Below are 14215 nucleotides of genomic sequence, written 5' to 3'. Positions count from 1 at the left end.
CGATGAGCGTGACGACCCCCGAGACCGGTTCCGCGCCCCTGCGCGTCCTGATCGCCGACGACCAGGAGATGGTGCGCACCGGCTTCCGGCTGATCCTCGCCGCGCAGCCCGGCATCGAGGTCGTCGGCGAGGCCGCGGACGGCGCCGCGTGCGTGGAGCTCGCCCGGCGGCTGCGCCCCGACGTCTGCCTGGTCGACGTCCGCATGCCGAAGCTCAACGGCCTGGAGGTGACCCGGCTGCTCGCCGGGCCGGACGCGGTCGATCCCCTGCACGTCGTCGTGGTGACCACCTTCGACCAGGACGACTATCTGGACGAGGCCCTGCGCTGCGGCGCCGTCGGCTTCCTGCTGAAGGACGCGGGACCCGGCCTCCTGGTCGAGGCGGTGCGCGCCGCCGCGCGCGGCGACGCCCTGGTCTCGCCCGCCGTCACGCTGCGCCTGCTGCGGCGCACGGCGGAGCGGCACGGCCCGCGGTGCGGCGCGGCGGCCGCGGGAGGCGCGCCGCACGAGCTGTCCGAGCGGGAGCTCGGCGTGGCCCGGCTGGTGGCGCGCGGCCGCACCAACCAGGAGATCGCCGCCGAGCTGTTCATCTCCGTCGCCACCGTGAAGACCCACCTCGTCAACATCCAGGCCAAGCTCGCCGTCCGGAACCGCGTCGAGATCGCGGCCTGGGCCTGGGAGTCGGGCCAGATGGGCCCCGCCTGACGCTTCGGGTGAGCCACCGCACCCCGGTCGGCCGTTCGGTCGAGGTCACGGCGCGGCCGCCTCCTCGTCGTCGGTGGCGGCGGTCACCTCGATCTCGATCACGTCGTCCCGTTCGAAGAGTTCGGCGGTCAGCCGTCCGGTGTCGGCGGTGCCCTCGAGCGCCAGCAGGACGCGGGCGTCGGGGTCGGCCCCGCCGGGCAGCCGGTCGACCTTGACCCGACCGATGCGGCAGCCGTGCCGGGTGCACGTCTCCATCAGCTGGGGCAGCAGGGCCGTGCCCGTGCGGTATGTCAGGCGCAGCTCGATGGGGGAGCCGCTCGCGCGGGGCAGCAGACGCGCGGCGAGCCGCGGATAGCCGCGGACGACGAGGAAGTGCAGCGTCGTGGCGGCCAGGGCGAGGACGGGCAGGCCGCCGCCGCAGGCCATGCCCACCGCGCAGGTGAGCCAGACCGTGGCGGCGGTGGTGAGCCCGCGCACGGCGTCCTGGCGCACGAAGATCAGGCCGCCGCCGACGAAGCCGATCCCGGAGACGATCTGCGCGGCCACCCGGGAGGGGTCGAAGGAGACGCCGGGCAGGTCGAGCGCGCCCGCGAAGCCGTGCTGGGAGACCTCCATCATCAGCGCGCTGGCGATGCCCACCAGGGTGTGCGTGCGCAGCCCGGCGCTCTTGTGCCGGGCCGCCCGCTCCCAGCCGATGAGGCTCGACAGGACCAGGGCCAGGCCGAGTTCGGTCAGCTGCCGCGGACCCTGCCCGCTCCGCAAGCCCCACAGGGGCACCGCCAGATGGACCATGCACACCTCCTGTCACCGCCCTCGCCCCTGCCCCGGACGGCGGCGGGCACACCTGCCGCCGCCTCAGCGGGGGACGCGCGCTCCGCCCGCGGCCCGGGTGAGGACCACGTACAGGAACGAGGTGGTGACGATGCCGACGGGCAGGGAGAGGTCCATGCCGCCCAGGGCGTGCGCGATCGGCCCGGTGTAGGCGGTGTCGACGCACAGGGCCGCCGCGGTGACGCCGCCCGCCAGGGCCAGGGCACCGGCCGGGCTGACCCCGGCGGTGTACCAGAAGGGGCCGGCGGGGGTCTCGTCCATCAGGGCCGGACCGTCGTAGCGGTTGCGGCGCAGCAGGATGTCCGTGGCGTAGAGGGCGCTGGCGGGGCCGAGCAGGACGACGGTCAGCTGGAGGACGTTGCTGACGGTGTCGAGGAAGTCGGAGACGAGGAGCGCGTACAGGGTGAGGGAGACCGCGGCGGCGCCGTCGGCGATCACGCTGCGGGAGCGGCGGATGCGGATGCCGACGGCCTGGAGGGCGAGCCCGGCGCTGTAGGAGGTCAGGGCGTTGAGGGCGATCGTGCCGAGGACGAGGGCGAGCAGGAAGACCGGGTCGAACCAGCCCGGCAGGATCTGCTGGAGCCCTGCCTGAGGGTCCGTCATGTCGACGGCGGTCGCGGCCAGCGCCCCGAGGGAGCACACGGCGACGCCGGGCACGAAGCCGCCGAGGGCGGTCCAGCCGAGGACGGCCCCGGCGGACGTCGTGCGCGGCAGATAGCGGGAGAAGTCGGCGCTGGTGGTGTACGACAGCGGAGCGGAGCCGACCAGGGTGACGCCGGAGATGAGGGCCGTCCACAACGGGGCGCCGGTCAGCGGCTCGGCGGGCGCGTAGGAGTAGTCGGCGTGCTGGAACACGCGGACGGCGACGACGGCGAAGACGGCGGTGAGCGCCAGGGTGATCGGCAGATACAGCCGCAGGATGGTGGCGTGGCCGTAGACGCCGATGGTCAGGGTGAGCGCAGCGACGGCGAGGACTACGGCGACCTTCACGCCGGTGCCCGCGGTGACACCGGTCTTCTCGACGAGGGAGAACGCGGCGGTCGCGGCGGCGGCGAGGTTCAGGGCGAAGTACGACACGGAGATCATCCAGCCGACGACCGCGTTGTTGACCCGGTTGCCGCGGATTCCGTACATCGCGCGCGTGATCACTTCGCTCGGCGCGCCCGCGGCCGGGCCGGATATGGCGAGCAGCCCGGTGAGCGACCAGAACAGATTGCCCGTCACGATCACGGCGAGGGCCTGCCACAGGGTCAGGCCCGTCAGGATCAGGGTGCCGCCGACGACGAGGCTCAGATAGTTGACGTTCGCCGCGGCCCAGACGGAGAAGAGGCGCCGGGGGTGGCCGTGGCGCTCGTGCTCGGGGATGTGGTCGATGCCGTGGGCCTCGACGCGGCCCGTCCCGCCCGTTCGAGGCGGCTCCTCCCGGTGTGCCGTCCGGGGGCTCGGGGGGACTTCGTGCGGGTCGGGAAGCGTGGACGCCATGCGGCCCCTCCGGATGCTGGAAACCCACCTGCTTGTTTATTGGTCGCACACTCAATAGCATGGATTCCATGACGTCAAGGCTTCAGAACAAGCGAATCCGCAAGTCTCCAACGGAAAGGCGTGCGGAAATCGTTGCGGCGGCGGCTCGGGTGGCTCTGGCCGACGGCCTTGAGTGCATCACCCTCCGGCGCATCGCCGAGGAGCTCGCCGTGCGGCCGGGGCTGATCAGCCACTACTTCCCGGCCGTGGACGACCTGGTGGCCGAGGCCTACGGCACCGCCGTCGGCGCCGAGCTCGACGCGCTCCTTCCGGCCGAGCGCGCCGACGCCACCTGCGTCCAGCACCTGGCGCGGTTCTTCGCCCGGACCACGGGAGAGGCCTACGACGACATCAGCCGCCTCTGGCTCAACGCCCGCCACCTCAGCCGCTACCGGCCCGCGCTGCGCGCCCGCGTCAGCGCGCAGGAGGCCGCCTGGCGCGACCGGTTCGAGCAGCACATCCGCGACGGCGTCGCACGGGGGGAGTTCCGCACCGAGGACCCGGTGGTGACGACCGCGCACATCCTGATCGTCCTCGACGGCCTCGGCATGCTCGTCAACAGCGGTGACACCATCGGTGACGCGCCCGAGGTGCTGCGCCTGCCCGCCACCACGGCGGAGCGCGAACTCGGCCTGGAACCGGGCTCGCTGAGCGGGGTGACCCCCGACTGACGCTCCGGCGGCAGGCCGGACGGCTCCGGATGCCGCCCCCTTCCGCAGACCGCCGATCCCCACGACGAGTCGAGCGCTGCCGACCTCCCGCAGCACGCCGAACGCAGCGCGGCATTCACCCGACGACCCCGCAAGGAGACCCCCGTGCGCACCTCCCTCATCCTGCTCTCGGCCCGTCTGCTCGACCCGGAGTCCGGCGAGTTCCTGCCGCAGACCGCGCTCGCCGCGGCGGGCGGACGCATCACCGCCCTCGGCGACGACCGGGAGGTCCGCGCCCTCGCGGACCCCGCCACCGAGGTGATCGACCTCAAGGGCGCCGTGGTGACACCCGGTCTGGTCGACGGGCACATCCACCCCGTCACCGGCGCCGAACTGACCCACGGCCTGGACCTGTCGGCCTGCACCGACGTGGCCCAGGTGCGCGCCGCGCTCGCCCGCGAGGTACGGGACCTCGCCCCCGGCGCGTGGCTGCGCGGCTGGGGCCTGGACCCCAACGTGTTCGCGGGCGCCCCCGTCGAGTCCGCCCCCTTCGACGCCGTGCTCGACGGCGTGCCCGCCCAACTGCTGCTCTTCGACGCGCACTCCATGCTGGTCAGCCGCCGCGCCCTCGAACTCGCCGGGATCGACGGGCCGCGGACCTTCGAGCAGGCGACCGCCGAGGTGGTGTGCGACACCGCGGGCCGGCCCACCGGGCTGCTCCTGGAGGAGGCCGCTTGCGAGCTCGTGCAGCGGGTCGCCCCGCAACCCACCTACGAGGAGCGCCGCGCCCGGGTCGCCGCCGCGCTGAAGACGATGGCCGCGGCGGGCCTCACCGGTGGCCACGTCATGGACGCGGGCGGCGACAGCCTGGCCTTCTACGCCGAACTCGAGGCGGCCGGGCAGCTTCCGCTGCGGCTGCGGGTCGCCCCGTGGTGCCAGCCGGGGACCGGCGCCGACGGCGTGCGCGCGCTCATCGAGCAGCAGGGTGAGGGCGGCCGCCTGTGGCGCACCGACGGCGTGAAGATCTTCATGGACGGCACCATCGACAACGGCACCGCGTGGCTGGAGCGGCCCGACTGCCACGGCGAGTCCCGGCACGCCTTCTGGCCGGACCCCGAGGAGTACACCCGCGTCATCGGCGCCTTCCACGGCGCCGGAGTGCCCACCGCCACCCACGCCATCGGCGACGCGGCGGTACGGCACGTCCTCGACGCCGTGGAGAAGGCCCAGGCCGACGACTGGCGCGCGGTGCGGCACCGGGTCGAGCACATCGAGACCGTCCCCGACGACACCCTGCGCAGGTTCGCCGAACTCGGCGTCGTCGCCTCCATGCAGCCGACGCACTGCTGCGACTTCACCCGGGCCGACCACACCGACAACTGGTCGCGCCGCCTGGGCGAGGAGCGGGCCGCCCGTGCCTGGCGCTGCCGCGACCTGTACGACTCGGGGGCCGTCGTCGTCCTCGGCTCCGACTGGCCCATCGCGCCCGCCCCGCCGCTCGGCGTCATGGCCGGGGCCCGCCACCGCCGCCCGAGCCGTGACCTCAGTCAGCCCCCGCATCGCCCGGAGCAGGCCCTCACGGCCCTGGAGGCACTCCAGGGCATGACCGTCAACGCCGCCTACGCGGCCGGTGCGGAGCACGAGGCGGGACGGGTCGCGATCGGCCACCGCGCCGACCTGACGGTCCTCGCCGCCGACCCGCTCACCACGCCCGCGACCGAACTCCCGGACCTACCGGTGCTGTTCACCGCCGTCGACGGCAGGCCGACGCATCGAGACGCCCGGCTGTGACCGGTCGGCTCAGGCGTGGCGGCAGGCGCCTGAGAGAATGATGGGTATGGCACATATCGGTGAGGCGGTCGCTCGCGGCGGCCGCGACGCGTGGCGCTCCCCGGCCGCTCACGGCGGCCACGGCACGCCGGATCCCCTGGTCGTCGTGGCCGCCGTGGTCGTCCAGGAGGGGCGGCTGCTGGTGGTGAGCAAGAAGGCCGCGCCGGAGGTGTTCTATCTGCCGGGCGGCAAGCCCGACGCAAGGGAGGAGCCGCTGGAGGCCCTGGCCAGGGAGCTCGACGAGGAACTGGGCGTCCGGCCGGTGGCGCCGGAGTTCCTGGCCGAGATCGCGTCGACGGCCGCCCTCGAAGGGGTGCCCCTCCAGCTGACGGTCTTCACCGCGGGCCTCAGCCAGGTGCCCCGCCCCGCGGCCGAACTGGCCCACCTGCGGTGGATCACGGGCACCGAGACCGACATCCGGCTCGCTCCGGCGGTGGCGGAGCAGATCCTGCCGATGCTGCGGCGCGACGGGCTCGTGCCCGTGGCCTGAGACGGCCCGACCCGGCGGACGGGCCCGACCCGGCGGACTGGCCCGACCCGGCGGACTGGCCCGGGCCCCCGGTGGGCCCAGGGGTCCTGGAGCCCCTGCATGCCGTGCTCGCGCGCGTGCCCGGAGCCCGCGCTTCAGGCGGGCGCTCTCGCCAACCTGGCCGAGATCCTTCAGGCTTCGGGGCACGTGGCAAGGCGGCAGGTCATGGCCCGGGACGGGGCGTGGAGCCGGGGGACGCGAGCCGGGCGCCGCCGGTCCCGACCGCCCCAGAAGGCACTCTGAGCCTCATGAATCCCGTGTGACTGTGGCTGGATCAGTCGGCTGAGGAGCCTTTGAGTCCGGTGATACTCAGGTCTCGGCAATCCGTCCCCAACTCCTACTTCCGGAGGCCGCTCATGCCCCAGACCAGTGTGCAGAACGCCGTTGTCGAAGCGTGGCTGTCGGGCGCCGAGAGCGCGTACGGCCAGGCCAACCCCGCGGGACCGCTCTACGTCGGCGGCAGCGCGGCCGAAGCCGCGCTGACCGACCCGAGCGACTCGCTGTACGGCTTCTGTTCCAGCCCGAGCGGGTCGCACGGCAGCTGGTGCTGCTGATTCCCCGAGGGGAGCCGCGGGCCACGGCACTCCCGTGACGGGGAGCGCGCCGGGCCCCGCGGCTCCCCGCGTCTCGTCCAAGCGGCTCGAAGGCGCCGGAGCGCGGCGCGGAATGGGGGCAGTGGCCCGTGAGCGGATCGGCACCGCACGAGCCCGGACAGCGGGACGGATCCGGGAGGGAACGCGACGAGGCCCAGTGGTTCGCCCGGCCCGTGCACAACCTCGCCCGCCCCTGGCGGGAGGAGCTGGCCCGGCGCCTCGCCGCCGTGGCCGCACTCGGCGGGCAGGAGCGGGACGTGATCCTGGAGGCCGGGTACACCGCCCTGGCCACCTCCTTGCACGCGAAGCTGTCCCGCCTCTTCCTGATCGAACTGCACGCGCTGCGCATGGCGACGGCCGCGGGCCGGGCCGACGCGGGCACGGCGGCCGGACCCGACGACGGGACCTGGGCCGCGTTCATCGAGCAGGCGGGCGCGGACGGCTACCTCGACACCCTGGCCCACCGCTACCCGACCCTCGGCGCGCGGGTCGCGTCGGTGGCGCGGCTCTCGGTCGCGGCCACGGCCCGGTTCGCTGAGCGGCTCGCCGCGGACCGCGAGCTGCTCGGGCCGCTGCTCGGAGCGCCGACGGGCCAGGTGCGCGCCGTCGCGTTCGGGGCGGGCGACAGCCACCGGGGCGGACTGACCGTCAGTCGCGTGGACTTCGCCGCCGGGAGCGTCATGTACAAGCCACGGCCGTCCGCGGCCGACGTGGCCCTGGGCGCGCTCCTCGACGAGCTGTTCGCGGACCTTCCCGGCGCCCCGCCGCCCCACGAGCGGATCCGGGTGCCGCGGACGCTGGCCCGGGACGGCTACGGCTGGGCCGAGTTCGTCCCCCACCGCTACTGCGCCGACGACGCCGAACTCGCCGCGTTCTACCGGGGCGTCGGCCACTGGCTGGCCGTCCTGCGCTGCACCGGCGGCACCGACATGCACGCCGAGAACATGATCGCCGCGGGCCCGGTCCCGGTGATCGTGGACGCGGAGACGCTCTTCGACGCACCCGCGCCGTTCCCGCCCAGCGGCCGCGGCGACGCGGTCGACGTGGCGGCCGCCGCCATCCGCCGCACGGTGCTGCGCACCGGACTGCTGCCCGTGCGCGGCACGGGCTTCGCGCTCGGCGGCGTGGACATCTCCGGGGTCGGGGCGCTGCCCGGCCAGCAGCCGCTGATCCCGCACCCGGTGATCGCGGGCGGCGGCACCGCGGCCGCCCGCTTCGAGGTGGACCTGGTGGCCATGCCCACGGCGGGCAACCACCCCAGCCCCACCCCGGTCCTGAGCGCGTACTGGGACCGGGTCCTGGCGGGCTTCTGCGAGATGACCGGGCACCTGCGGCGGCCCGGCACCGACCCGCACGCGCTCCTTCGCCGCTTCCAGGGCACGCAGGCGCGGCGGATCCCGCGGCCGACGCAGGCGTACGTCGACATCGGCCGGATGCTGTGGCACCCGGCGTCGCTGCACGACGAGCCTGCCGCGGTCGAGCGGGCCCGCGACATCCTGCGCCGCAACGCCGAGGTGCTGCCGGGCGCGCCGACGGACCGCGCTGCCATCGACGGCGAGATCGCGGACCTCCTGGTCGGCGACGTGCCGATGGTCACCTTCCCCGTGGACGCGGCCGTCGTCCGCGCCACCGTCGAGGACTGGCGCACCGCCGACCTGGCCCTGGAGGAGGCGGTGATCCAGGACGCCCTGGTGGGCGCGTACCTGAACGAGCGGTCGCTGCCCGCGCGGGTGCAGGCCGCCGCCCGCGACCCGCACGCCCGCGACCGGGAGCGCCGCCGCCGCGCGTTGGCGGCGCAGATGGTGCGGCGGCTGTGCGACGGCGCGGTGCGCGGCGCCGACTCCACGGTCACCTGGATCAGCCCGGTGTTCACCCCCGCCGGATGGTCCATCAGGGTGCTGCCCGCCGACCTCTACACCGGGCAGGGCGGGGTGGCGCTGACGCTCGCCGAGTACGACAAGGAGGTGCGGGCCGGGCGTGCGGAGGAGGTGCCGGGCGTCGCCGAGACGTTCGCGGGGGCCCTGCGGGTCCTGGTGAGCACCGAGGACGTCACGCCGACGCCGTCGGCGGGCGCGTTCAGCGGTGCCGCGTCCCAGGTGTGGACGTGGCTGGCGCTGCACCGGGTGCTCGGCGAGGACTGGCTCCTGGAGCGGGCCGCCGCGAGGGCCCAGCTCCTGGAGGAGGGCCCGCTGGTCGACGACGACGTCGAGGTGGACCTCCTCAACGGGGCGGCGGGCGGCGTCGTGCCCCTGCTCGGTCTGGCCGCGGCGACCGGCCAGGACCGCTGGCTGGGCGCGGCCGCGCGCATCGGCCGCCGCCTTTCCGGCCTGGCCGTGGTCGACGAGAGCGGTGCCCGCTGGACGACCCGGCTCAACCCCGAGGGCATCGGGGGCTTCGCCCACGGTGCCACCGGCATCGGCTGGGCCCTGCTGCGGCTCGCCCTCACCGACGCCGGATCGCCCGGCGAACGCCGCGGCTGGGCCCGACTCGCCGAACGGGCCTTCGCCTATCAGGAGTCCCTCTACCGCCCCGAGCACGGCAACTGGCTCGACGTGCGCATCGGCGCCGAGGAGGACTTCTTCACCAGCTGGTGCCACGGCAGCACGGGCATCGGCATCGGCCTGCTGGACCTCCACCGGCGCACGGGCGACCCGGCCCACCTGGACATGGCCCGGCGTGCCGCCCGCGCCTGCGCCGCCGAGGGCTTCGGCTGGAGCCACACCCTGTGCCACGGCGACCTCGGCCTCTGGGAGTTCCTGACGGATCTGGGCGCCGATGACCCCCAGGGCCTCGACGGCGAGATCCTGACCGGCCTCGAACAGCGCGGCCCGGTCGGCGGCCTGGCCCGCGAGGCGTTCTCACCGAGCCTCATGTCCGGCCTCGCGGGAGTGCTCCACACCCTCCTGCGCATGCACCCCGCGGCACAGCTGCCCAACCCCCTGCTGCTCGACTGACGGGTCGGCCCGGCCGGTGCCGTCAGCCGTCGAAGCGGTCGCGGGAGGCCTCGATGGCGCCGAGGTGGGCGTGGGTCCAGCCGCACATGCCGTCGACCACCGCGCGCAGGGCCCGGCCGGGCGGGGTGAGGGCGTACTCGACGCGTGGCGGCACGGTGGGGTGCACGGTCCGCTCCACCAGGCCGTTGCGCTCCAGCATGCGCAGGTTCTGGGTGAGCATCTTGTGGCTGACGCCCTCGACCTCGTTGCGCAACGCGCTGAAGCGCAGGGTGCCTTCGCCGAGCGCCTCGATGATCAGGAGCGCCCACTTGTTGGCGATGTCCGAGAAGATCTCCCGCGCCAGGGAGTCCGCCCGCCGCAGATCGGCGTCCTCGGGCAGGCCCTTGAGCTGCTGCTTGGTCACCATCTGGCTCCCCCGTTACGGAAAAGTGCGTTCTACCAGGCCGACGTTGACTCTCCTACGGTTCCTGAGTAACCACAAGAGAGCAGCTCGGTGGAGCCGGTCCATCCGCTGCCCCCGGGCTCCGCCCTGTCCCGCTGGTCGGCGACGCCCGGCCGGGCGGCTGAGGTCAGCGCCTGAGCCTGCGGTCGATGACGCGCTGCGCGGAGTTGATCGCGACACGGATGTCCGCGATCTTCGCGCCCTGCTGGCGCGAGAGTTCGAGGGCCTCGGTCACCGACTTCTTGTCGGAGATGCGTTTGGTGAGCCTCTTGGCGCACTCGGTGCTCAAGGCGGTCGTCTGATACGCCTCGATCGTGGCGACGACGGCACCGAACGGGATCTCCGGGAAGCGCTTCTGCGCCTGCCTGACGAGGCTGAGTTGCCTCTTCAGACCATCCAGATCGGCGTGCGTCGCAGCCAGGGACTGGAGGGTGTCGAGCTCGACGACGACCTTGTCGAGCACCACGTAGTCCTTCTCCAGGAGCTTGGCCCGCTTGTCGCGCCAGCGGTAGACGGCCGCGGCGACGAGGCCGATCGCGGCGAGGAGAGCGGCCCAGGTGAACGTGTCGTTGAAGCCGCCCGAAGCCGCCGTGCCGGCCTGAAACAGACCGCTCCCGCAGGTGTCATCCGTGTTTTGCCACGGAAACGAAGAGCATGGGGGCACCATGAGGTTGTCCTAACCGGGAACTAGGAGGATGCCCGGCGGCCAGGTCCTGGACAGATCGGCCGGCGAGCGTCTGAAGGTTCTCCGTGCGGCGGTGACACGGCGCACGTCACAGCTGCGGCCTCGGGCTCCACCAAGCCTGGGGCCGCGGTCGTTCAGGGCCGTCGCACCCCGTCGGACGGCGCTATCGCGCGCGGCCGCCGGGGCGCGGACCAGCCGGGCGGCGACGCGGTCGGCTCCGGGCGGACGGCCACGCGGACACGTACGAACTGCGGTGTTCCCTGGTCATGCGTTCTCCGTACGAGGGGCCACGAGGGGAAGGAGGGCATCGGCTCTTCCGTGATGGGGTCGAGGAGTGGGGCAGGGGTCGTGGACGGGCCGCGGCCGCTCGGCGTCTGCCGCAGGCTCGGCAGCGCGGTCCCGGCGGCGCTGTGCGGAGCTGCCGCTAGTCCCCGGGGTGTTGGGGGATGAGGCGTGCCAGGATCCGATGGCGCTGCCGCCAGCCCGGGTTGTTGCGGACCACCGAGATCCGCACGTCGTTCGTCGCGGTGTACAGCGTCGCCATCCCGGCACCCAGCTGTAGGGCCACCGCTGTGGAGATCCCCCAGAACAGCAGCATCGTGACGGTCATGCAGATGCTGACCATCACGGCGCCGAGCGGCATCGCCGCGTTCGGCACCTTGGCGATCGTGCTGTGCGTCCGTGCCCGGGTGGACCGGCGTTCGTCGCAGCAGGCCTTGTGGACGGTGTCGGCGTAGGCCCGGACATGCTTCTCCGGGTCGAACGAATACGTACGGAACTCACCCATCGGAGCCTCCTCCTTGGCGGTGCTGGTGGTGCAGGGCCTGGTCATCGATTCCCTCTCGTCACTCACGTGCCGCGTCACGTGGGCACGGGCTCGCGTCGCCGCCCGGACAGGAGCCACTCGAGACCGTCGACGTCGACCTGGTCCTCGGTCATGGTCTTCCAGGCGTTGCTGAAGTGGGCCTTGACGCAGTCGGTCGTGATCCCCATCGCGCCCGCGATCTCGGGCCGCGGCATCCGCATGACCCCGGCCATGTGGAAGACCTCCTTCTGGCGCTCCGTGAGGTTTCCGTCGCTCACGTAGTGCAGGCCGCCGAGGATCGTCTGCTTCTTGACGGCCGGATCCCATCCCGGCGGCAGGTCGGCGTCGTTCAGATGCTCGTCGAGCTGCCTCGAAAGGAGTGGAGGCAGGTGCTCCAGATGGAACGTGACGGGCTCCGAGCCGCCGGACAGGATCGCGCTCCGGTGCTTGCGCGCCTTGGCGATGGTCCTGCCCCGGAACTCGACCCAGTTCGACCTGAACCGGCGGGCCTCGGAGGCGTGGTACTCGGCTGCCTCCTTGCGCACCCACTCCTGGACGTCCCACACGGGTGCCCCACCGAGGTAGACGTCCCGGAAGAGCGTGAACACGGCGCGTTCGTCCGGCAGCTGTCGGTGGAAGATGAAGCTCACTGGGGCCTCCCGTGACGTCCCGAGCGAGATGAATTTCGGACTGACGCCGAACGTACTCAGCGGCGCTCCCGGCGGGTTTAGGACCCGGAGAAAACCCTCCTGACCTGCGCGAACGGTCATGCTTCAGCGGTCGGCCGGATGTCGTTTCGATGGCTGACCAAGGTGCCCGGGCAGGCGCCGGGGAGGTGCGGCGCGGGAGGTGTGATGGGGTACGCCGTATGGATATCGGACGAGTGTTCCCGGGGCGCGCGTGCGCCGGGGTGGGGGAGCGTAGCGGGGCCGCGGCCGGGTGTTCGGCCGCCGGAACGGAGGGCGGGTCATGAGCGAAGGACCCGCGCCGCATCCGCCCGGCCGCGCCCCTCAGACGTACGCCGCGCCCCCGTTCGACCCCGAACTGGGCGCGGCCCTCGCGACCTTGGCCCCGGGCCCCAGGGAGCCGGTCACCCCGGACAACCTCCAGGAGCGCCGCGCGCGGGACGCGGCGTCGCGCCCCCGGCCGACAGCCGAAGACCTGCGCGCCGACGGCCGCTTCGCGGTGACGGAGCTGTCCGTACCGGGGCCGCCGGGCGCACCCGACGTCACGCTCGTGAGCGCCAGGCCCGCGGGGCTCACGGGCCCGCTGCCCCTGCTGTACTACCTGCACGGCGGCGCCATGGTCATGGGCAACGCCTGGTCCGTGCTGCCGCGCGTCCTCAGCGAATGGGCGCTGCCGCTGGGCCTCGCGGTGCTCTCCGTCGAATACCGCCTCGCGCCGGAGACGCCGTACCCGGGGCCGCTGGAGGACTGCTACGCCGGACTTGTCTGGGCGGTCGAGCACGCGGCCGACCTGGACGTCGACCCGGACCGCGTCATCATCGGCGGCAAGAGCGCGGGCGGCGGGCTCGCCGCGGCCCTGGCCCTGCTGGCCCGTGACCGCGGCGGCCCCGGAGCGCTGGGGCAACTGCTGCTCTGCCCGATGCTCGACGACCGCAACAGCACGCTCTCCAGCCACCAGATGTCGGGTCGAGGGCTGTGGGACCTGACCTCGCACACCACCGTGTGGAAGGCGGCCCTCGGCGAGCGCCACGGCACCGCGGACCTGCCGTACTACGCCGCCCCCGCACGCGCCACGGACCTCTCCGGGCTGCCCCCGGCCTATATCGAGGTCGGCTCGGCCGAGATGTTCCGCGACGAGGACGTCGCGTACGCGAACGCGATCTGGCGAGCCGGCGGCCAGGCCGAGCTGCACGTGTGGTCCGGCGCCTACCACGGCTTCGACGGCATCGCCCCGAAGGCGGCCGTGAGCCGGGACGCCCGGGACGCCCGCACCCGCTGGCTGCGGCGGCTGCTCGCACAGTCGCACGCGCCGGACGCGTGAACGGCGCTTGACGCGGGCCTTGTCCATGCGAAAGCCCGCGGTCGGCGGGGCGGGCCGGTCGCGGGCTGGGGTGTCGCGGGGGAGGGGGTTTGCTGTCAGGCGGTGTGGCCGAGGGCGAGGGCGGCCACGACGGGGGCGAGGTAGAGGACGGGGAAGGCGACGGTCTTGTAGGAGCGGGCGCGGAGCACGGTGATGACGGCGCCGGCGAAGTACAGGATGAGGCCGATGGCGGCGGCTATGCCGATGGCGGGTACTGCGAGGCCGGTGAGGAGGCCGAGTGCTCCGGCGGTCTTGGCCAGGCCGAGGGGGGTCCACCAGGACTGGGGCACGCCGTACTGGGTGAGGGGTTCGGCGACGAAGGCGGCCTTGCGCAGCAGGGAGAAGCCGGAGAAGCCGACCCAGGCGGCGGTGAGCACGGTGACGATGGTGGCGGTGGTGGACATGGGGACTCCTTGGGGACTGCTGAGCGGATCAGGTGCTGGGGACGGCGGCGACTGCTTGCCGGCCTCGCCGGCGTCGCCGTCATGGGTCTGACGCACCGGCGCCGAGGAATGTGACAGGTCAGCGCGACTTTCTTTCCGCTCTCTCGCCCGCCGGGCGAACCCCGGACGCGCGAACGGCACACCACCCCTCGGGTCGTGTGCCGTACGCGTGTGCTCGGGTC

14 protein-coding genes are annotated in these 14215 nt (G+C 73.6%); 7 read left to right on the top strand and 7 right to left on the bottom strand.

Annotated features, from left to right (window positions below; all coding sequences use genetic code 11):
- The first annotated feature begins 2 nt into the window (after nt 1-2).
- The gene (locus tag AC5WAM_RS01520; protein ID WP_172387883.1) at nt 3-704 is read left to right on the top strand and encodes a response regulator; all 702 of its coding nucleotides are present in this window, start codon (nt 3-5) and stop codon (nt 702-704) included.
- 45 nt (nt 705-749) lie between these two features.
- On the opposite strand, the gene AC5WAM_RS01515 is transcribed toward AC5WAM_RS01520, so the two are convergent.
- Nucleotides 750-1496: an MgtC/SapB family protein gene (locus AC5WAM_RS01515; RefSeq protein WP_495521236.1), complete on the bottom strand. Its 747-nt coding sequence runs from the start codon at nt 1494-1496 to the stop codon at nt 750-752.
- Between the two features lie 63 nt (nt 1497-1559).
- A complete protein-coding gene (locus tag AC5WAM_RS01510) occupies nt 1560-3017 on the bottom strand; it encodes a purine-cytosine permease family protein (RefSeq protein ID WP_495521235.1) in 1458 nt (485 codons plus the stop codon).
- A gap of 149 nt (nt 3018-3166) precedes the next feature.
- On the opposite strand from AC5WAM_RS01510, the gene AC5WAM_RS01505 reads away from it, so the two are divergent.
- The 5 genes from AC5WAM_RS01505 (at nt 3167) to AC5WAM_RS01485 (ending at nt 9612) form a co-directional block, all read left to right on the top strand.
- Nucleotides 3167-3727, top strand: coding sequence for a TetR/AcrR family transcriptional regulator (locus AC5WAM_RS01505; RefSeq protein WP_495521234.1), 561 nt, complete (start codon nt 3167-3169; stop codon nt 3725-3727).
- Nucleotides 3728-3871: 144 nt separating this feature from the next.
- On the top strand, nt 3872-5497 hold the full coding sequence (locus AC5WAM_RS01500; RefSeq protein WP_495521233.1) for an amidohydrolase: 1626 nt from the start codon (nt 3872-3874) through the stop codon (nt 5495-5497).
- 46 nt (nt 5498-5543) lie between these two features.
- A complete protein-coding gene (locus tag AC5WAM_RS01495) occupies nt 5544-6026 on the top strand; it encodes an NUDIX hydrolase (RefSeq protein WP_495521232.1) in 483 nt (160 codons plus the stop codon).
- Nucleotides 6027-6421: 395 nt separating this feature from the next.
- On the top strand, nt 6422-6619 hold the full coding sequence (locus tag AC5WAM_RS01490) for a DUF6229 family protein (RefSeq protein WP_172387876.1): 198 nt from the start codon (nt 6422-6424) through the stop codon (nt 6617-6619).
- A gap of 128 nt (nt 6620-6747) precedes the next feature.
- On the top strand, nt 6748-9612 hold the full coding sequence (locus AC5WAM_RS01485) for a type 2 lanthipeptide synthetase LanM family protein (protein WP_495521231.1): 2865 nt from the start codon (nt 6748-6750) through the stop codon (nt 9610-9612).
- A gap of 22 nt (nt 9613-9634) precedes the next feature.
- On the opposite strand, the gene AC5WAM_RS01480 is transcribed toward AC5WAM_RS01485, so the two are convergent.
- The 4 genes from AC5WAM_RS01480 to AC5WAM_RS01465 all read right to left on the bottom strand — a co-directional run bounded on the left by AC5WAM_RS01480 (nt 9635) and on the right by AC5WAM_RS01465 (nt 12194).
- On the bottom strand, nt 9635-10018 hold the full coding sequence (locus tag AC5WAM_RS01480) for a winged helix-turn-helix transcriptional regulator (RefSeq protein ID WP_495521230.1): 384 nt from the start codon (nt 10016-10018) through the stop codon (nt 9635-9637).
- 163 nt (nt 10019-10181) lie between these two features.
- On the bottom strand, nt 10182-10721 hold the full coding sequence (locus AC5WAM_RS01475; protein ID WP_495521229.1) for a kinetochore Spc7 family protein: 540 nt from the start codon (nt 10719-10721) through the stop codon (nt 10182-10184).
- A gap of 442 nt (nt 10722-11163) precedes the next feature.
- The gene (locus AC5WAM_RS01470) at nt 11164-11571 is read right to left on the bottom strand and encodes a hypothetical protein (RefSeq protein WP_138965567.1); all 408 of its coding nucleotides are present in this window, start codon (nt 11569-11571) and stop codon (nt 11164-11166) included.
- A 29-nt stretch (nt 11572-11600) separates the two neighbouring features.
- Nucleotides 11601-12194, bottom strand: a complete 594-nt coding sequence (locus AC5WAM_RS01465) for a hypothetical protein (RefSeq protein WP_495521228.1) — start codon at nt 12192-12194, stop codon at nt 11601-11603.
- A gap of 319 nt (nt 12195-12513) precedes the next feature.
- On the opposite strand from AC5WAM_RS01465, the gene AC5WAM_RS01460 reads away from it, so the two are divergent.
- Complete coding sequence (locus AC5WAM_RS01460; protein ID WP_495521227.1) at nt 12514-13551, top strand: alpha/beta hydrolase; 1038 nt, start codon at nt 12514-12516, stop codon at nt 13549-13551.
- A 95-nt stretch (nt 13552-13646) separates the two neighbouring features.
- Here the strand turns inward: AC5WAM_RS01460 and AC5WAM_RS01455 are convergent, their stop codons facing one another.
- Complete coding sequence (locus tag AC5WAM_RS01455; protein ID WP_495521226.1) at nt 13647-13994, bottom strand: DoxX family protein; 348 nt, start codon at nt 13992-13994, stop codon at nt 13647-13649.
- Nucleotides 13995-14215: the final 221 nt, after the last annotated feature.

Source organism: Streptomyces sp. JLYT201, assembly GCF_059448825.1.
Note: the sequence above shows the minus strand (reverse complement) of the source record. Positions and strands in the feature narration are given on the sequence as shown.